General features: G+C 45.8%; 14 protein-coding genes. 12 read left to right on the top strand and 2 right to left on the bottom strand.

Annotation, left to right across the window (positions count from 1 at the left end; genetic code table 11):
• Window positions 1–10 precede the first annotated feature (10 nt).
• The 4 genes from purM to purD are packed head-to-tail and all read left to right on the top strand — an operon-like array spanning window position 11 to window position 4,429.
• Entirely contained in the window at window positions 11–1,060 is a 1,050-nt protein-coding gene (gene purM / locus EP58_RS03385; protein WP_036090053.1) for a phosphoribosylformylglycinamidine cyclo-ligase, read from the top strand.
• A 1-nt stretch (window position 1,061) separates the two neighbouring features.
• Window positions 1,062–1,622 (top strand): phosphoribosylglycinamide formyltransferase, encoded by a 561-nt coding sequence (gene purN, locus EP58_RS03380; protein WP_036090051.1) that lies wholly within the window; start codon window positions 1,062–1,064, stop codon window positions 1,620–1,622.
• Complete coding sequence (purH, locus tag EP58_RS03375; RefSeq protein ID WP_036090048.1) at window positions 1,619–3,148, top strand: bifunctional phosphoribosylaminoimidazolecarboxamide formyltransferase/IMP cyclohydrolase; 1,530 nt, start codon at window positions 1,619–1,621, stop codon at window positions 3,146–3,148. Before purN ends, purH begins: the two co-directional genes overlap by 4 nt.
• A gap of 18 nt (window positions 3,149–3,166) precedes the next feature.
• The gene (gene purD, locus EP58_RS03370; RefSeq protein ID WP_036090045.1) at window positions 3,167–4,429 is read left to right on the top strand and encodes a phosphoribosylamine--glycine ligase; all 1,263 of its coding nucleotides are present in this window, start codon (window positions 3,167–3,169) and stop codon (window positions 4,427–4,429) included.
• Between the two features lie 59 nt (window positions 4,430–4,488).
• Here the strand turns inward: purD and EP58_RS17600 are convergent, their stop codons facing one another.
• Window positions 4,489–6,336 carry a DUF2207 domain-containing protein gene (locus tag EP58_RS17600; RefSeq protein WP_036090041.1) on the bottom strand — a complete coding sequence of 616 codons (1,848 nt, stop codon included), beginning with the start codon at window positions 6,334–6,336 and terminating at the stop codon, window positions 4,489–4,491.
• A gap of 127 nt (window positions 6,337–6,463) precedes the next feature.
• Between EP58_RS17600 and EP58_RS03360 the strand changes: the two genes are divergently transcribed.
• Window positions 6,464–6,757, top strand: a complete 294-nt coding sequence (locus EP58_RS03360) for a YerC/YecD family TrpR-related protein (RefSeq protein ID WP_036090039.1) — start codon at window positions 6,464–6,466, stop codon at window positions 6,755–6,757.
• Between the two features lie 245 nt (window positions 6,758–7,002).
• Here the strand turns inward: EP58_RS03360 and EP58_RS03355 are convergent, their stop codons facing one another.
• Complete coding sequence (locus tag EP58_RS03355) at window positions 7,003–8,352, bottom strand: sodium-dependent transporter (RefSeq protein WP_036090037.1); 1,350 nt, start codon at window positions 8,350–8,352, stop codon at window positions 7,003–7,005.
• A 440-nt stretch (window positions 8,353–8,792) separates the two neighbouring features.
• On the opposite strand from EP58_RS03355, the gene pcrB reads away from it, so the two are divergent.
• From pcrB to gatB, 7 genes are all read left to right on the top strand, one after another.
• Window positions 8,793–9,458 carry a heptaprenylglyceryl phosphate synthase gene (gene pcrB / locus EP58_RS03350; RefSeq protein WP_036090036.1) on the top strand — a complete coding sequence of 222 codons (666 nt, stop codon included), beginning with the start codon at window positions 8,793–8,795 and terminating at the stop codon, window positions 9,456–9,458.
• A 71-nt stretch (window positions 9,459–9,529) separates the two neighbouring features.
• Window positions 9,530–11,725, top strand: coding sequence for a DNA helicase PcrA (gene pcrA / locus EP58_RS03345; RefSeq protein WP_036090033.1), 2,196 nt, complete (start codon window positions 9,530–9,532; stop codon window positions 11,723–11,725).
• A 14-nt stretch (window positions 11,726–11,739) separates the two neighbouring features.
• A complete protein-coding gene (gene ligA / locus EP58_RS03340) occupies window positions 11,740–13,755 on the top strand; it encodes an NAD-dependent DNA ligase LigA (RefSeq protein WP_036090031.1) in 2,016 nt (671 codons plus the stop codon).
• Window positions 13,752–14,873: a CamS family sex pheromone protein gene (locus EP58_RS03335; RefSeq protein ID WP_036090029.1), complete on the top strand. Its 1,122-nt coding sequence runs from the start codon at window positions 13,752–13,754 to the stop codon at window positions 14,871–14,873. The genes ligA and EP58_RS03335 overlap by 4 nt, the downstream gene beginning before the upstream one ends.
• A gap of 303 nt (window positions 14,874–15,176) precedes the next feature.
• On the top strand, window positions 15,177–15,470 hold the full coding sequence (gatC, locus tag EP58_RS03330; RefSeq protein WP_036077618.1) for an Asp-tRNA(Asn)/Glu-tRNA(Gln) amidotransferase subunit GatC: 294 nt from the start codon (window positions 15,177–15,179) through the stop codon (window positions 15,468–15,470).
• Between the two features lie 26 nt (window positions 15,471–15,496).
• On the top strand, window positions 15,497–16,948 hold the full coding sequence (gene gatA / locus EP58_RS03325; RefSeq protein ID WP_036090026.1) for an Asp-tRNA(Asn)/Glu-tRNA(Gln) amidotransferase subunit GatA: 1,452 nt from the start codon (window positions 15,497–15,499) through the stop codon (window positions 16,946–16,948).
• A 15-nt stretch (window positions 16,949–16,963) separates the two neighbouring features.
• Entirely contained in the window at window positions 16,964–18,394 is a 1,431-nt protein-coding gene (gatB, locus tag EP58_RS03320; RefSeq protein ID WP_036090023.1) for an Asp-tRNA(Asn)/Glu-tRNA(Gln) amidotransferase subunit GatB, read from the top strand.
• Window positions 18,395–18,522 lie beyond the last annotated feature (128 nt).

Here is an 18,522-nt window from a genome sequence, read left to right as displayed (position 1 = left end):
AATTTTGCAAATGGCAGAGAATGCGTATAGTAAGGCTGGCGTTGATGTAGAGGCGGGTTATGAGGTTGTGGAGCGGATTCAAAAGCATGTGGCTCGCACGAAGCGTAACGGTGTGATGGGCGCGATTGGTTCGTTTGGCGGGATGTTTGATCTTAGCGGGCTTGGCTTGCGTGAACCTGTGCTTGTTTCGGGGACGGATGGCGTTGGTACGAAGTTGCTGCTTGCGATTGAGGCGGATAAGCACGATACGATCGGTGTGGACTGTGTCGCGATGTGTGTGAATGATATCTTGGCGCAGGGCGCGGAACCGCTGTTCTTCTTGGATTATATTGCGACGGGGAAAACGATTCCGGGCAAGATGGAGCAGATTGTCAAGGGTGTTGCGGATGGCTGCGAGCTGGCTGGGTGCGCGCTTGTTGGCGGTGAGACGGCGGAGATGCCGGACATGTATGGTGCGGATGATTATGACTTGGCTGGCTTTACGGTTGGTGCGGTCGAGAAGGCGGACGTGATTACGGGCGAGCGGGTTGCGGCCGGCGATGTCTTGATTGGTCTTCCTTCGAGTGGCATTCATAGTAATGGATACTCGTTGGTACGCAAAATTTTCTTTAAGGAGCATGACTTTGCGCTGGATGCGGTTTTGTCGGAGCTTGGGGGCAAGACGCTTGCGGATGAGTTGCTGACGCCGACGCGGATTTATGTGAAGCCTGTTTTGGAAGTGATTAAAAATGTAACGGTGCACGGGATTTCGCACGTGACGGGTGGCGGTTTTATCGAGAATTTGCCACGGGTATTGCCGGAGGATTTGGCGGTGTCGATTACGCGTGATGCTTGGCCTGTTTTGCCGATTTTTGATGTGCTGCAAAGCTATGGTAAGATTGATGCGGACGAGATGTATGGCATTTTTAATATGGGAATTGGCATGGTGCTTGTCGTTGCGGCGGAAGATGCGGAACAGACGCTTGCCATTTTAGCAGAGCAAGGTGAAAAAGCGTATACGATCGGAAAAGTGACGCCGAAAGAAGATGGCGCGCAAGTCGTGTTTACAGGAGGCAACTAAGATGAAAATAGCGATTTTTGCGTCGGGATCGGGTAGTAATTTTCAGGCGCTTGTGGACGATGCGGCGATTAAGGAATCGGTGGCGTTGCTTGTTTGTGATAAACCAGGCGCGTTTGTGTTGGAACGGGCAGAGGCAGCTGGAATTCCAGTGTTTGTCTTTGCTCCGAAGGCTTTCGCGGATAAAGCGGCTTTTGAGCGGGAAATCGTGGTTAAATTGCAGGAATCAGGGGTAGAATTTCTCGTTTTGGCGGGATATATGCGTTTGATTGGACCAACATTACTGGAAGCGTATGAAAACAAGATTGTTAATTTGCATCCGTCGTTACTCCCGACTTTTCCTGGCAAAGATGCGATTGGTCAGGCAGTCGCTGCGGGCGTGGCCGAAACGGGTGTCACGGCGCATTTTGTCGATGCAGGAATGGACACGGGACCGATTATCGCGCAGCAGTCGGTTGCCATTTTGCCAGAGGATACGATCGATTCGCTCACGACGAGAATACATAAAGTAGAGCATGCATTTTATCCAGAAGTTGTCAAAAAAATAATAGGGGGACAATCATGAAAAGAGCGTTAATTAGTGTGTCAGATAAAACGGGTGTCGTGGAGTTCGCGAAATCGCTTGTGGAGCTTGGGTTTGAGGTTATTTCAACGGGTGGAACGAAGAAGGCGCTCGAGGATAGCGCGGTTCCAGTGATTGGGATTGAGGAAGTGACTGATTTTCCGGAGATGTTGGATGGTCGTGTGAAGACGCTGCATCCGGCGATTCATGGTGGGTTGCTTGCTCGTCGTGATGATGCGGCGCACATGGCGGCAATTGAAGCGCATGATATTGCTAAAATTGATCTCGTTTGTGTGAACCTTTATCCGTTCCAAGAAACGATTGCGAAACCTGGCGTGAAGCTTGGTGAGGCGATTGAAAATATCGATATCGGCGGTCCTTCGATGTTGCGCTCAGCTGCGAAAAATTATGCGGCGGTGACGGTCGTTGTTGATAGCGCGGATTATGCGCCTGTTTTAGCGGAATTGGGCGATCATGGCGCGGTCACTTTTGAAACGAATCAGCGTTTAGCGGCGAAGGTTTTCCGACATACGGCGGCTTACGATGCCTTGATTGCGGGCTATTTAACGGAGATTGTTGGCGAGGAATTCCCTGAAAAATTAACATTGACGTATAACAAAAAACAAGATCTGCGTTACGGTGAGAATCCACATCAGCAGGCGGCTTTTTATACAGAACCGCTTGGCACGCAAAATTCGATTAGTGAGGCGAAACAACTGCACGGTAAGGAGTTATCGTATAATAATATTCGTGATACGGACGCGGCGCTTCGGATTGCGTCTGAATTTACAGAACCTGTCGCGGTCGCTGTGAAACATATGAATCCGTGTGGTGTCGGTGTTGGTGCTACGCCAGAAGAAGCGTATTTGAAAGCCTATGAAGCAGATGAGACTTCGATTTTTGGTGGCATTGTGGCGATTAATCGGGAGGTCGATGCAGCGACGGCAAAACATATGAGTCAGATTTTCCTAGAGATTATTATTGCGCCTAGTTTTTCGGAGGAAGCGTTCGCGATTTTATCCGAGAAGAAGAATATTCGCTTGTTGACGGTTCCTTTTGCGGGACCAGTGAATGCGGTTGAAAAAACGTCGGTGATTGGCGGTCTATTGTTGCAAGATGGCGATGCGGTGGCAGAAGATGTGGCGACATATGAAGTCGTGACGGATGCGCAACCATCAGAAAGTGAGTGGAAAGCGCTCGTCGCCCAGTGGAAAATTGTGAAGCACGTGAAGTCGAACGCGATTGTTGTCGGGAATGCTGCACAAACATTAGGGATTGGTGCAGGACAGATGAATCGGATTGGTTCGGCACTAATTGCCTTGAATCAAGCAGGAGACAAGGCGGAGGGCGCGGTTCTGGCTTCAGATGCCTTTTTCCCGATGGACGATACGGTGGAGGCTGCGGCTAAGGCTGGCATCAAAGCGATTATCCAACCAGGTGGTTCGATCAAGGATAAAGATTCGATTGCGATGGCGAATAAGTATGGTATTGCAATGGTTCTCACTCATGTCCGCCATTTCAAACATTAAAGGAGCGTGGTTAGTGCGATGAAAATTTTAGTTGTCGGAAGCGGTGGTCGTGAGCATGCGATCAGTAAGAAATTGCTGGAGAGTAACGACGTGGAAACGGTATTTTGCGCGCCTGGAAATGATGGAATGCTAGGCGATGGTATCAAAACATATGCTATTTCGGAGACAGATGCGGCGGCTTTGATTGCCTTTGCGAAGGAGAAGATGATCGATTGGGTCATTGTCGGTCCAGAAGTGCCGCTACTAAACGGTTTGGTCGATGATTTTGAACAAGCGGGAATAAAAGCATTCGGACCGTCGAAAAAGGCGGCTTTGATTGAGGGAAGTAAAGATTTTGCAAAACAGTTCATGAAAAAATATGCGATTCCTACGGCTGATTCGGAGTCGTTTACGGATTATGAGAAAGCCTATCTTTACTTGCAGGAAAAAGGCGTGCCGATTGTGATTAAAGCGGATGGTTTGGCGGCTGGAAAAGGTGTCGTGGTCGCTTTTGATATGGAAGAGGCCGTACTTGCTTTGAAGGATATGATGTTGGATAGTAAGTTTGGAGAAGCGTCGGCGAAAGTGGTGATTGAGGACTTTTTAGCAGGCGAGGAATTCTCGTTGATGGCTTTCGTACGCGGTGAAAAAGTGTATCCAATGGCGATAGCGCAAGATCATAAACGGGCATACGAGGGCGATAAAGGGCCAAACACGGGTGGAATGGGCGCGTATTCGCCTGTACCACACATATCGCAGACCGTGGTTGATGAAGCGATTCAGAAAATTTTATTTCCAGCGGCAAAAGGGATGGTTGCAGAGGACCGTTCGTTTTCTGGCATTTTGTACGCAGGCTTGATTGTGACCGAAGATGGCCCAAAAGTGATTGAATTTAACGCGCGATTCGGAGATCCAGAGACGCAGGTGGTGTTGCCGCGATTGAAATCAGATTTTGCGAAGGTGATTGATGCGTTGTTGCATGACCGAGAGCCGTTGTTGGAATGGGAAACAGAAGGCGTCACACTTGGCGTTGTTTTGGCGAGTGCGGGGTATCCCGAGGACTACGCGAAAGGCAATGTGATTACTGGACTTGATGACATAGAGGCTGAGGTTTTCCATGCGGGAACGAAGCGCGCAGAAGATGGCGATGTTTTCGTATCCAATGGTGGCCGCGTGTTGCTCGTATCGGCGACGGCGGAATCGATGACAGAGGCCCAAACGCAGCTGTATAAAGAAATGAAAAAGCTTGATAACCCAGATTTCTTTTATCGGATGGATATTGGAACGAAGGCTGTGAAATAAGAAAAACGTGCAGTATACCTCAAAATTTTTTGAGATGTACCGCACGTTTTTTGATTGGGTTAAAAGGCACCGCCGCCTGAACCGCCGCCGCCTCCACCGCTGGAGCCGCCGCTGAATCCACCGCCGCCACCGCTGCCAGATGATGCGCTGCTTGCTAAGGCGCCGCTGAACGAGCTTTCGAAGGAACTCTGGAAGCTTTCGGCAAAGGCTGTGTCCATGTTTGCGTGATTCGCACTGCCAAGCATGGCGCCACCATAATAGTAGTAAAGCAAACCGGAATGCTGCTGCACTTGTTCTGGTGAGAAGTGAATCGATGCTGCTTTTAGGACTTCTTTCGTCAGACCGAGTGAAATGGAGTAGGAGAGGTAATGATCCCAAATCGCGATAGATCCAACGTCTGCGATATCCATATTTCCAACGTCTTTAATATAGCGCTTAAAAGCATGCCATTTCGCAAATTCTTCCGTACCTTCTTGGTTTTTTACAGGAAACTGAGTAATCCAGAAAACAATCAGAATCACGAAAGCGAGAATGCTAACAATACAAGCAAATAGGGAGAAAATACTCGCAAAAATGCTAAAAATAATAATCCCGATACCGATCAAAATACTAGCCGTCAGAGCAGCAACCAACAGTTTTGTTGCTTTAGAGCTGGCTTCTTTGTCAAAGTAATCGTATTTTTTCGCTTCGGTACCCACGCTGTTTTTCCAATTTGTAAAAGCGGTTCGGAAAGTCGTCGTATTCTTCTTCGCGTAGGCGTTGATTTCTTTTAGTGTGACTTTTTCGCCATCGCCAATTTTATCGATGAGCCATGTGATAAGTCGGGTTTCATGTGATAACAGCTCGATTGGAGAGGGAACTGGCAATTTTGTGATTGTATAGGTTGCCTTTTTCTTGTTGCCGGATGGGTGTGGAAGTTCTTCAATCGTGAGCTGTCTTTTGCGGACTAAATCCATGATGGTTGCAACGATATCATTGGCTCCGGTCTGCGCGAAAATGAGTTTATTCATAACGGCAGGCGACATATCGAGCGGGATATCATGGAAATACTTATCTTTAAAAAGGGCAACTTTGGATTTCGTATATTTGATATATGTGATACTAATCGTAATGAGAACGAGGAATAAAATAAGCAAACTGCCACCATAAAAAACGGTTTTTGCGAGCGTTCGCTTAAAATTGGCTTGATCGGCGAGTTTGGCTTCTTGTGCTTGAATGGCCGCTTTTTTATCGACGGCTTGGATATTTTGATTGAACGGTACGATATTCTTCGGAAAAATAACGTGCGCTTCAACAAATTGCCCAGCTTTGACGTTATCAGCGGTTAGTTTCACGGTTTTATTATCTTGCAGCAAAACCGTTCCGTCCAGCGGTCCATGTGCCCAGGCTTGAAGTTCGCCATTTTGCGTTGCTTTTGGAAGCATAATAGTGATAGCGACATGATCTAGCGTTTCTTGCCAATTCTTGCCGACCAGTTTGCGATTGAATTCAGCGGTGTCATTGTAGTTGATAATCGCGTTTTTTAGTGTATACGTGTAGGTGAAATCTTTTTTTGCCGTATCGGTTGGGGAGTAAACGCGAATTTTCAACGTATCGCCAACATAATTCGCTTTAAACGTACCGTTTTGTTCGGAGTTACTGCTAACAAATGGTTGACCGTCGACAGCTACTTGCAGGTCTGTAATCTGTGGAAGTCCGGATGTATCGATATCCATCGTGGCCCCATTAAATGCGCCATCGAAATCGTAGCGAACATTTTCGGTAATCCGTGCCGTACCGTTTTGTTGAATCTGGACATAGTTTTCATATTTTGGTATGGTAAAAGAACGATCCGCCGAGACTGGGAGATGAAATGTTACCATAATTACGAATAAGAGTGAGAAAAATAAGATAATTTTTGCTTTCATGTTGAGACCTCCCTTTTATAGGAATAGTATAGCATGTTCGTCCGTTTTTTTGAACCTTCTTGTTGTGTTATTCACACTAGTACGTTAAAATGGTAAAGAAGAGTCTGAGTAAAATGGAGGTATACGCATGCAAATAGAAAAACTGCGTGGTGAAGGTCTAGATACGTTTTTTAAAGGGATCTTAGCGCTGGAGAATTTAGAAGAATGTTATGCTTTCTTTGATGATGTATGCACAGTAAACGAAATTCAATCGATGTCGCAACGGTTCCAAGTGGCTAGAATGTTACACGATGGCAAGACATATAATGTTATTGAAGCAGAAACCGGCGCCAGCACAGCAACGATTTCGCGCGTCAAACGTTCACTAAACTACGGAAATGATATGTATGAAGTAGTATTTGATAGGATGAAGGATAGATAGGTTGCAAAATGATGTTTTAACATAAACTATTTCTGTTCCTCCAAACCTCAGCTGGGCGACAAATGCTTAGATTCTAGGCAAAGGCTAGCATCGGAGCGGAGCGGAGCGTACGATTTGTACGAGAGCACTGAAGCGCAGGCTTTAACGACGAAGCTGAGCGTTTGTCGCCCGGCTGAGAGACAAATAATCTCTTAGGATATAGATATGAGTACAAAAAGCGCTCCGTTGTTGGAACGCTTTTTGTTTTAGGAAGGTATGATGCCAGTCGCGTAGAGGAATACCAGTATAATCGCGAGTGGTGCTACGTATTTTAGCAATAATAGCCAGACAAAGAATAGTTTTTTACCAAATCGGCTGCTTGCTGTAAATTCGTCCCATAATAGTTGGCGGGGTAAGCGGCATCCGACGAAAATCGCTGTGAATAGGGCGCCCAGTGGTAGAATGATGTTGGATGCTAAATAATCGGAGGCCGCGAATATCGTCAAGCCAAAAATGGTGACGTGGCTCCAAATGCCAAAGCTTAGCGCTGCTGGAATAGTGAGCAAGAAGATAATGCCGCCCATGATCCAAGTTCCTAATTTTCGTCCTCCTAGTCGCTTCATAAACGGCGCTGTTGCTGTTTCAAGTAAGGAAAAGCTTGATGATAGGGCTGCGAAAAAGAACAGAATCAAGAAAACGATGAAGAAAAAGGTCCCAAACGGTAGTTGGTTAAAGATGGAGGGGAGTATCACGAACAGGATACCAGGCCCCATATTCGGCACCACGCCAAACGAAAATACCGCGGGAAAAATCGCGAGACAGACGAAAAGCGATATGATAACACTTAAAATGGCAACAACTGCCGAAGAACCGGGAATGCTCGTTTTGCGATTCAGGTAAGAACCGTAAGTCACCATGAGCGAAATTCCGACACTCAGCGAAAAGAAGGCCTGACCTAATATAACAATGATAGTCTTGCTATCAATTTTTGAGAAGTCGGGGCTTAGGAAGTAGTGAAGGCCAGCTAGTGCGTTTGGCAGCGTTAAGGACCGAATAATTAGAATAATAAAAAGAATGAATAACGCGGGAAGAATAATTTTACTTACGCGCTCGATGCCGGCACGAATGCCTTGTGTTACAACGAGTACATTTAATAGAAGGAAAATACCCGTTCCTGCGATAGCGATGGCTGTATTGGCTGTTACTAAATCGAATTGAAGAGCCAGTTGCGCTTGATTCCCATGACTGACGGAGCCGCTAATTGCTTTGACAATGTAACCAAGTATCCAACCGCCAACTACAGCGTAAAAAGCAAGCACTAAGATGGAACCGAAAACGCCCATTTTTCCGAGCCAGCTCCAGTACGTACCGGGGGCAAGGACTTTATAGGAATGGATAGCATCGCTTTGTGAGCTGCGACCCACGATAAATTCCCCAATCAAAATAGGTAGAACTACTAAAAAAGTAAGTGCTGTAAACAAAAGAAAGAATGCGCCACCGCCAGCATTGGAAGCGATATAAGGTAATTTCCAAATAGCGCCGATTCCGATGGCGGAACCAGCAGAAGCTAAAACAAATCCCCATTTCGAACTCCATTGTTCTCTATTTCTATTCATCGCCGACTTCCTCTCATATCAAAAAAGACTGAAACATAACTCGAAATAAGGAGCAAACGCCTACCCTGTTTTGACGGGGAGGATGAAAACATTAGAACAGCATTGCCAATTTATCTGAGCTATGGACCAGACTCTTATCATTATAGAATCTCATTTTATAGATTTATCATAGCACAGAATTTTTCTGATTGCATCCCTCTTTTTGGGAAAAGTTAAAGATTTTCATAAAAGCGTCTAGGAAGTGGTGCGGGAGTTACTCAAAAATGGTATACTTATAGGTGGCGCGTGACGCGACAAACGCTCATCTTCGTCGTTAAAACCTGTGCTCCGATACTCTCGTACGGTCGTACGCTCCGTTTCGGTGCTCGGCTTTGCCTAGAATCTGAACATTTGTCGCGCCACGCTAGTTCGTAGGGATTTTATGGGTGGAGTTGGTTCATGTGAGGCATTTATTTAAGTTGGATCCTGCGAAGTGTTTGCCGGATGGGGCTGTGGATCGGTTGGTTCGGTCTGGTACGGATGGTTTTATTATCGGGGGATCGGATGGATTGCAGTTGGATGCGGTACAGGGATTGTTTCAGGATTTTGCGAGTCGGGGGTTGCCGGTTTTTATGGAGGTTAGTGACGAGGCGATGATCATGCCTGGTGCTAGCCACTATTTGATTCCGATGGTGCTGAATACGACGGACGTGAAGTGGCTGCTCGGTGCGCATCATGGGATTGTCAAGCAGTATGGTGACTTTATTCCGTGGCCGCATGTTTTGGTGGAAGGGTATTGTATTTTAAATCCGGATGCAAAAGCGGCGCAACTGGCGAAGGCGAATACGGAATTGACGGAAAGTGATGTCGCGGCGTATGCGAGTATCGCGGAAAATATGCTACGATTGCCGGTTTTTTATGTCGAGTATAGTGGTGTTTTTGGGGATAGTCGGATGCTTCAAGCGGCGCGGGATGAGCTTGTGAACACGAAACTTTGGTACGGCGGTGGCATCAGAACGGTCGCCCAGGCGCGTGAAATGAGTGCAATCGCGGATGTGATTATTGTTGGTAATATTTTGTATGAAGATTTTGAGCAGGCGTTGGAAACGGTGAGTGCGGTTCGATAATATCACTTGCTTTCGGTTGCTTAAAAAGTTAAAATAAGAACAAATGTTTGTATTGGCGGTGTGAGGATAAAATGCAATTAAATGCGGAAGATTTAGTAAAAGGATTGAATCCACAACAGAAGAAGGCGGTCCAAGCTACAGAGGGACCTCTTTTGATCATGGCTGGGGCAGGAAGTGGGAAGACGCGTGTTTTGACGCATCGTATCGCTTACTTGATGAAAGAGCGTGGCGTGAATCCCTATAATATTTTGGCGATTACGTTTACGAATAAGGCGGCGCGTGAGATGAAAGCGCGTGTTGGTAATTTGCTTGGGCCAGAAGCGGAATCGATTTGGATTTCGACGTTTCACTCGATGTGCGTGCGGATTTTGCGCCGAGATATTGAGCGGATTGGATTTAACCGCAATTTTACGATTTTGGATGGCGGGGACCAGCTTTCGGTTATTAAGGGCATTTTAAAAGATAAGAACGTGGATGCGAAGAAGTTTGAACCGCGTGGGATTTTGGCGGCGATCAGTAATGCGAAGAACGAGCTGATGAACGCGGAGGAGTACAAGAAGGAAGCATTTGGCTTTTTTGATCAGATGGTTGCGGATGTGTACGTGGAATATGAGAAGAAGTTGAAAAAGAACCAGTCGCTTGATTTTGATGATTTGATCATGGTGACGATTCAGTTGTTTGAGCGAGTGCCGGACGTGTTGGAGTTTTATCAGCGGAAATTTCAGTATATTCATGTGGATGAGTATCAAGATACGAACCATGCGCAATATATTTTAGTGAAATTGCTGGCGGCGCGATTCCGTAATCTTTGTGTGGTTGGGGATTCGGATCAGTCGATTTATGGCTGGCGTGGTGCGGATATTACGAACATCATGTCGTTTGAGAAGGATTATCCGAATGCGCAGACGATCCTGTTGGAGGAGAATTACCGGTCGACAAAGCGGATTTTGGAAGCTGCGAACCGCGTGATTGAGAACAATAGTAATCGGAAACCGAAGAACTTGTGGACGAATAACGATGAAGGTAAGAAAATTTTCTATCACAAGGCGTTAACGGAGAAGGAAGAAGCTTCGTACGTTGTTGGGAAAATTCAAGAGGTGGTCAAGGAGACGAATCGTCCGCTATCGGATTTCGCGATTCTTTATCGGACGAATGCGCAGTCGCGTGTGATGGAGGAATTCTTCATGAAGTCGAATATGGCGTACCAGATGGTTGGCGGCACGAAGTTCTATGATCGTAAGGAGATCAAGGATGTGTTGGCTTACTTGCGCCTGATTTCGAACAACGATGATGACATTAGTTTAGCGCGGATTATTAATGTGCCAAAACGTGGTGTCGGAGCGGGTTCGATGGATAAAGTCGCGAATACTGCGGCGGCGTATGATTTGACGGTTTTTGAAGTGCTGGATCGGATCGAGATGGTCGGGTTATCGGCGAAGATTTCGAAACAATTGGTGGAATTCCATGATTTGATTAAAGGCTTCACGCAAATGCAGGATTATTTGTCGGTGACGGAGCTGGTGGAGCAGGTTCTTGAGAAATCGGGATATCGCGCGATGCTTGAAAACGAGCGGACGATTGAGGCGCAGACGCGTTTGGAGAATATTGATGAGTTCTTGTCGGTAACGCAAAACTTTGAAAAGGAAAGCGATGATAAGACGCTGATTAGCTTTTTGACGGATTTGGCGCTTGTTGCGGATGTGGATAAGTTGGATGAAGAGGACAAGTCTCGTGGCGCGGTGACGCTCATGACGCTACACTCGGCGAAAGGTTTGGAGTTCCCGGTTGTCTTTTTAGTGGGACTTGAGGAAGGGATTTTCCCGCATAGCCGAGCGCTTTTTGAGGAAGATGAGATGGAAGAGGAACGCAGGCTGGCGTATGTTGGTATCACGCGCGCGGAAGAGGAACTGTATATGACGAGTGCCTATTCGCGGATGTTATACGGACGTTCGACAGCGAACAAGGAATCGCGTTTTATTGATGAAATTCCCAATGATTTGATTGAAATGGCGCATGAGAATAGTTTGACGGAAGTGCCGTTTGCCAAGTCATCTATGCATAGCAAATCGGTGGTTGGTTATAGTTCGTCTGGCGCGGAGAAAGAGGCGTGGACGGTTGGCGACAAGGCGAGTCATAAGAAATGGGGCGTCGGAACGGTTGTCAGCGTGAAAGGAACGGGAAGTAACATGGAGCTTGATATTGCTTTCCCGAGTCCAACTGGAGTAAAACGATTGCTGGCGGAATTTGCGCCTGTTGAAAAAGTATAAGTAGGTGAAGCGAAATGGCTGAAAGAGAACGTTATGAAGAATTAATAAAGGAACTGGAGCGGCTGAGTTATGAATACTATGTCGCGGATAACCCAACGTCCCCGGATTCCCTCTATGATCAACTTTTGCATGAATTGATTGCTTTGGAGGAGGAAAATCCGGATTGGGTGACGCCAGAATCGCCGTCGCAGCGTGTTGGTGGGGAAGTCCTTGCTGGTTTTCAGAAGGTGGCGCATGAAACGCCGATGCTCAGTCTGGGCAATGCGTTCAACCAAGAGGATTTGCAAGACTTTGACCGCCGCGTACGTGAGAAAGTGGGCGAGGACGTAGCTTACATGTGCGAGCTCAAAATTGATGGTTTAGCGGTTTCTTTGCAATATGAAGCAGGGAAGTATAAGCGCGGGGCAACACGTGGCGATGGAACGGTTGGCGAGGATATCACGTCGAATTTAAGAACGATTCGATCGATTCCGATGACGCTACAAGAGCCTTTCACGATTGAAGTTCGCGGCGAAGCGTTCATGCCAAAGCAGTCATTTCAAAAACTGAATGAAAAACGAGAAGAAAATGGCCTAGAGGTCTTTGCTAATCCGCGTAATGCGGCGGCTGGGTCTCTGCGCCAATTAGATACGAAAATTGCGGCATCACGAAACTTAGATATTTTCTTATATGCGGTGGCGGATTTCGGTGATATGGGTGTCGCGACACATAGCGAAGGCTTGGCGCGGTTAGAGAAATTAGGTTTAAAGGTGAATAAAGAACGCCGGTTGTGCCAGTCTTTAGAAGAAATTTTTGCGTATATAGAGGAATGGACGGCAGCTCGTTCAGGACTTGCGTATGATATCGATGGGATTGTTATCAAGGTGGACAGCTTGGAACAGCAACGGACGCTTGGCTTCACCGCGAAGTCGCCGCGTTGGTCAATTGCTTATAAATTCCCAGCCGAAGAAGTCGCCACGAAACTGCTAGATATCGAACTTGGCATCGGGCGTACCGGCGTTGTGACACCGACCGCGATTTTAGAACCGGTTCGTGTAGCTGGGACAACGGTTGGTCGGGCTTCACTTCATAACGAGGACTTAATTCGTGAGCGCGATATCCGGATTGGTGACACCGTTTTGATCAAAAAAGCGGGCGACATCATTCCAGAGGTGATTCGCGTGGTGGAGGAAGATCGGACGGAAGAACAAGTCCCGTATCACATGCCGACGCATTGTCCGACGTGTGAGAGTGAGCTGGTTCGTTTGGAAGGCGAAGTTGCCTTGCGCTGTATTAATCCAAAGTGCCCCGCTCAGCTAAAGGAAGGCCTGATTCACTTTGTTTCGCGTAATGCGATGAACATTGACGGTTTAGGTGAAAAAGTAGTCGTTCAGCTTTTTGAACAGAAATTAATTACAGATGTAGCAGATTTGTTTTTCCTTTCGGGCGAAAAACTGGTAGAATTAGAGAGAATGGGCGAGAAGTCTGTTCAGAACTTACTAGCTTCTATTGATAAAAGCCGCGAGAATTCATTGGAGAAGCTGCTGTTTGGCCTTGGTATACGTCATGTTGGCGCGAAGGCAGCGAAGGTTTTAGCGCAGTATTTTGAAACGATGGACGCGTTACGTGTAGCTGAGAAAGAAGCTTTGATTGAGGTGCCTGATATTGGTGAGAAGATGGCGGACTCGATTGTTGCTTATTTTGAGAACGAAGAAGTGCACGATTTGTTAGCGAAGTTGGAGAAAGCCGAAGTGAACATGATGTATACAGGTCCAAAACTGGAATTGATGCCAGAAGAAGCGCTTGTTTTTGCGAATCAGAAAGTTGTTTTAACAGGGAAATTAGAACATCTGAAACGTGAGGAAGCGAAGGCGTTGATTGAGAGTTTGGGCGGAAATGTTACGGGGAGCGTAAGTAAGAACACGGATGTTGTTGTGGCAGGAAGTGATGCGGGCTCCAAACTGGCGAAAGCTGAAGAATTAGGGATAGCCATATGGAGTGAGCAAAAATTAATGGAATATTTACCAGATGAAGGTGGTCAAAACAAATGAAAAAATTACTAGTCGTTTCCCTTAGCACCGCTCTTTTACTTGCAGGATGTGCCCCGAGCCTCAATTCGGATGAACAGGTTGTACAGAAAAAAGACACAAAGCAAGCGGAAACAGGTATCATGACAAAAAATCAGATTTCCGCGGATTATTATAAAACAGTGTTGCCGTATAAGCCCAGTAAATCGCGTGGATTAGTTGTTTCAAATATTAACTCCCGCTACGATATTAATGAATTAGAATCAGGTTTGATGAGGGTTTCACAACAGAGCTATTCACCAGATGATTACCTTTTTCAAGAGGGGCAATATTTGACGTCAGAGACTTTGACGAAATGGTTGGATCGTTCAAGTGACAAGAATAAAGACGGTCTGAACCCGAAAGATAATGGTAAAGATGGCGAGCAGCGCGCTCCGATTTATTTGGCGCATATTTTAGAACAAGATTATTTGAAGAAAACGGATAAGAATACAGTTGGACTTGGCGGTATTTCGATTGCTTTGGCGATGAATTCTGTGGATTATTATCAGAAGGAGAAATACGGCGCGACATTCGAGCAGAACATTTCGGATAGCACGTTGCTGACGCAAGGTAAGGAAATGGCGGCGACGGTGTTGAACCGCATCAGAGCGACCAAAGGATTGGATTCTGTACCCGTCACAATTGCGATTTATAAGCAAGGGAAGCGTGACGGTGTTGTTCCGGGTAATTTTATTGCCTCGACAACTGCGGATGGCGCGAGTCTCGGCAAATGGAAAACAATCGATGAGAAGAGTTATGTCTTACCGTCTGCGGATGCGAAATCGGATCACAAGACGGATAACACCTCATTTGAAGATTTTAAAGCCGATATCGAGAAATATTACCCGAACTACACAGGTGTCGTTGGACGTGCTCGTTATGAGGACGGCGAGATGGCGGACCTCAATATTGATATCCCGCTACAATTTTACGGAGAAGCCGAAATTATCGGATTTACGCAGTATGTGACCGATTTACTCGGAAAACATCTCTCGACAAATGCGGCAATTCAGGTTAATATTACTACAACTGATGGTACTGCGGCGCTCATCACACGCAAGGCAAATGATGATACACCAACAGCACACATCTTTGACTAAATAAAATGGCGGATACTCTAGATAAATCGGCGACAAGCGCTCGGATTTCACAAGTTTGATGGACTTCCGGTTCTCGTGTATAAATCGTACACTCCGCTTTGTTGGGACTGTTCAGCATGTAATGAGTTGCAGTCCCAATATAAGCGTGAACAAAGTGAGCGGTTATTCGTTCCAAACTTGCGGTATCCAAACGCTTTCGCTCGATTTGTTTAAAGCAAGATGTAGAGCCTACACTATAAAAGGTGGGCTCAGTTACCTATCAAATTAGCTGGGAGAATCCAACTATTTAAAGGAGGAAAAATTTTGACAACTATTTCAAAAGAAACAGTAGAGCGAGTGGCGAACTTGGCGCGTTTAGAAGTGAGTGACCAAGAGGCGGAAAACTTTGCGAAACAATTAGGGAACATCATTCACATGGTGGAGAAATTAGATGAGCTAGATACGGCGAATGTAGAGCCGACATCGCATGCGATTGAAGTATCGAATGTATTACGCGAAGATGCATCGATTGCAGGCTTACCGCGCGAAGAAGTGCTGAAGAATGCGCCTGATAAACAAGATGGCATGTTTAAAGTACCGACAATTATGGAAGACTAATTCAGACAAATCAGGAGGGAATTAATTTGGGATTATTTGAGCATTCGGTAAAAGATTTACATGAAAAGCTTGTGAAAAAAGAAATCGCGCCATACGATCTTGTGAAAGAATCATTTGACCGCATTGATGCTGTTGAGGATAAAGTGAAATCGTTCATTACGTTAAATCGTGATAAAGCGCTAGATGTTGCGGAAGAACTTGGGGATGCTGGGATTGATCCGAATAATATGCTAGCTGGTCTTCCAATCGGGATTAAAGATAATATCGTGACGAAAAATTTACGTACGACTGCTGCAAGTAAAATTTTGGAGAACTTTGATCCAATTTATGATGCAACGGTTATGCAAAAATTAAAAGCCGCGCAAACAATCAATATCGGAAAAGTAAACTTGGATGAGTTTGCGATGGGTTCGTCAACGGAGAATTCTTATTTCCAAACAACGACGAATCCGTGGAATTTAAACAAAGTACCTGGTGGCTCTTCGGGTGGTAGTGCTGCGAGTGTTGCCGCTGGTGAAGTTTTATTTTCATTGGGATCAGATACTGGTGGTTCGATTCGTCAACCTGCTGCATTCTGTGGTGTTGTTGGGATGAAACCTACATATGGCCGCGTTTCCCGTTATGGTTTAATCGCCTTTGCTTCTTCGCTTGATCAAATTGGACCAATTACGCGTACGGTGGAAGATAATGCGTACTTGTTAGAAGCAATTTCTGGTGTGGATCCGTATGACTCAACGTCGATCGATCAACCAGTGGAGAACTTCGCTGCTCATTTGACAGGGGATATTAAAGGCCTGCGTATCGGTGTACCAAAAGAGTATATCGGTGAAGGCGTGGAACCAGGCGTGAAAGAAGCGGTTCTAAAAGCATTGAAAACATTAGAAGACTTGGGCGCGACTTGGGATGAAGTGTCATTACCTCATTCCGAATATGGCGTTGCGAGTTATTATATTCTAGCATCTAGTGAAGCATCTTCTAACCTTGCTCGTTTTGATGGCGTCCGTTACGGTTACCGTTCACCAAACGCGCACACATTAGAAGAATTGTACAAAAAATCACGCGCAGAAGGTTTTGGCGATGAGGTAAAACGCCGCATCATGCTTGGAACTTTTGCCCTAAGCTCAGGTTATTACGATGCTTACTACAAAAAAGGACAACAAGCACGTACGTTGATCAAGCAAGATTTCGCGAATGTGTTTAAGGATTACGATGTTATTATCGGCCCAAGTGCGCCAACTGTCGCGTTTGATATCGGTGGCTTGATTCATGATCCAATCACGATGTACCTGAATGACTTGTTGACGATTCCGATTAACTTGGCTGGACTTCCGGCGATTTCGGTTCCTTGTGGCCTTTCAGAAGGTATGCCAGTCGGTTTGCAAGTGATTGGTAACTACTTCGATGAAAAAACGATTTACCGTGTCGCACATGCGTTTGAACAAGCTACAGAATTCCATAAAGAAAAACCAAGTTTATAGGGGAGGGCGAGACATATGAATTTTGAAACAGTAATCGGACTTGAGGTCCATGTAGAATTGAAAACAGAATCCAAAATCTTTTCGCCGGCACCTGCTCATTTTGGCGCTGAACCGAATACCAATACCCATGTGGTCGACCTTGGAATGCCAGGCGTCTTGCCAGTTTTGAATAAAAAAGCAGTAGAATACGGCATGAAAGCAGCGATGGCAATTAACTGTGAAATCGCAGAACATACGAAATTCGACCGCAAAAACTATTTCTATCCGGATAATCCGAAAGCCTACCAAATTTCGCAATTCGATAAACCAATCGGCGAACATGGCTGGATTGACGTGGAAGTAAACGGCGAGAAGAAGCGTATCGGTGTCACACGCCTTCATTTAGAAGAGGATGCAGGTAAAAATACGCATACATCGCATGGCTACTCACTTGTGGATCTTAACCGTCAAGGTACGCCGCTTGTTGAAATCGTGTCTGAGCCAGATATGCGTACGGCTGACGAGGCTTATGCTTACCTTGAAAAAATCAAATCCATCATCCAATACACAGGCGTTTCTGATGTGAAAATGGAAGAAGGATCGATGCGTTGTGATGCAAATATCTCGATTCGTCCAGTTGGTCAAGAAGAATTCGGCGTGAAAACCGAGCTTAAAAACTTGAACTCCTTCAACAACGTGCGTAAAGGTATCGAATATGAAATCAAGCGCCAAGCAGAAGTTTTGATGGCTGGTGGCATTATTGAACAAGAAACGCGCCGTTTTGAGGAAGCAACTGGTAAAACGACGTTGATGCGTATTAAAGAAGGTTCGGACGATTATCGTTATTTCCCAGAGCCAGATTTGGTAGATTTATATATTGATGACGCTTGGAAAGAACGCATTCGTGCTGAAATTCCGGAGCTTCCAGATAAACGCCAAGCGCGCTACGTTGCGGATTTAGGCCTCCCAGCATACGATGCGATGGTACTGACGCTAACAAAAGAGATGTCCGATTTCTTTGAAGCAACAATCGCAAAAGGTGCCGATGCAAAACAAGCATCTAACTGGTTAATGGGCGAAGTTTCGGCTTATTTAAACGCCGAGCAACAAGAACTTGCCGATACGAAATTAACACCTGAAAACCTAGCTGGCATGATTGGACTTATCGAAAAAGGCACGATTTCTTCCAAAATTGCGAAGAAAGTTTTCCGTGAGTTAATCACGAACGGTGGGGACGCAGAGGAAGTCGTGAAAGCGAAAGGTCTTATTCAAATTTCCGACGCTGGCGAACTAAGAGGCATCATTTCTGGCATCCTTGACCAAAACGAGCAATCCGTGACCGATTTCAAAAACGGAAAAGATCGCGCGGTTGGTTTCCTAGTTGGACAAGTTATGAAAGCAACAAAAGGTCAAGCAAATCCAACAATGGTAAACGAAATTTTAGTCGATGAGATGAACAAACGTTAAATAATATACAGAGTTACTGGGGGGCATCGACACGCTCCTAGTAACTTTTTTTGCGTTTGGCTTATCTTCAAAATGGGTTTTTGAGTAGTAATTTGGTATAATGGTAAGTATTCGGGGCTGAGACAAAT

It is taken from the genome of Paenilisteria newyorkensis (assembly GCF_000766145.1).
In the GTDB taxonomy this organism is placed as follows: Bacteria; Bacillota; Bacilli; order Lactobacillales; family Listeriaceae; genus Listeria_A; species Listeria_A newyorkensis.
Note: the sequence above shows the minus strand (reverse complement) of the source record. Positions and strands in the feature narration are given on the sequence as shown.

What these genes read in the sequence shown, in the direction of transcription:
- purM (WP_036090053.1), top strand. Translation starts at nt 11, where the DNA reads ATGGCAGAGAATGCGTATAGTAAGGCTGGCGTTGATGTAGAGGCGGGT.
- EP58_RS03355 (WP_036090037.1), bottom strand. Translation starts at nt 8,352, where the DNA reads ATGAATAGAAATAGAGAACAATGGAGTTCGAAATGGGGATTTGTTTTA.
- purH (WP_036090048.1), top strand. Translation starts at nt 1,619, where the DNA reads ATGAAAAGAGCGTTAATTAGTGTGTCAGATAAAACGGGTGTCGTGGAG.
- pcrA (WP_036090033.1), top strand. Translation starts at nt 9,530, where the DNA reads ATGCAATTAAATGCGGAAGATTTAGTAAAAGGATTGAATCCACAACAG.
- ligA (WP_036090031.1), top strand. Translation starts at nt 11,740, where the DNA reads ATGGCTGAAAGAGAACGTTATGAAGAATTAATAAAGGAACTGGAGCGG.
- EP58_RS03360 (WP_036090039.1), top strand. Translation starts at nt 6,464, where the DNA reads ATGCAAATAGAAAAACTGCGTGGTGAAGGTCTAGATACGTTTTTTAAA.
- EP58_RS17600 (WP_036090041.1), bottom strand. Translation starts at nt 6,336, where the DNA reads ATGAAAGCAAAAATTATCTTATTTTTCTCACTCTTATTCGTAATTATG.
- EP58_RS03335 (WP_036090029.1), top strand. Translation starts at nt 13,752, where the DNA reads ATGAAAAAATTACTAGTCGTTTCCCTTAGCACCGCTCTTTTACTTGCA.
- purN (WP_036090051.1), top strand. Translation starts at nt 1,062, where the DNA reads ATGAAAATAGCGATTTTTGCGTCGGGATCGGGTAGTAATTTTCAGGCG.
- purD (WP_036090045.1), top strand. Translation starts at nt 3,167, where the DNA reads ATGAAAATTTTAGTTGTCGGAAGCGGTGGTCGTGAGCATGCGATCAGT.
- gatB (WP_036090023.1), top strand. Translation starts at nt 16,964, where the DNA reads ATGAATTTTGAAACAGTAATCGGACTTGAGGTCCATGTAGAATTGAAA.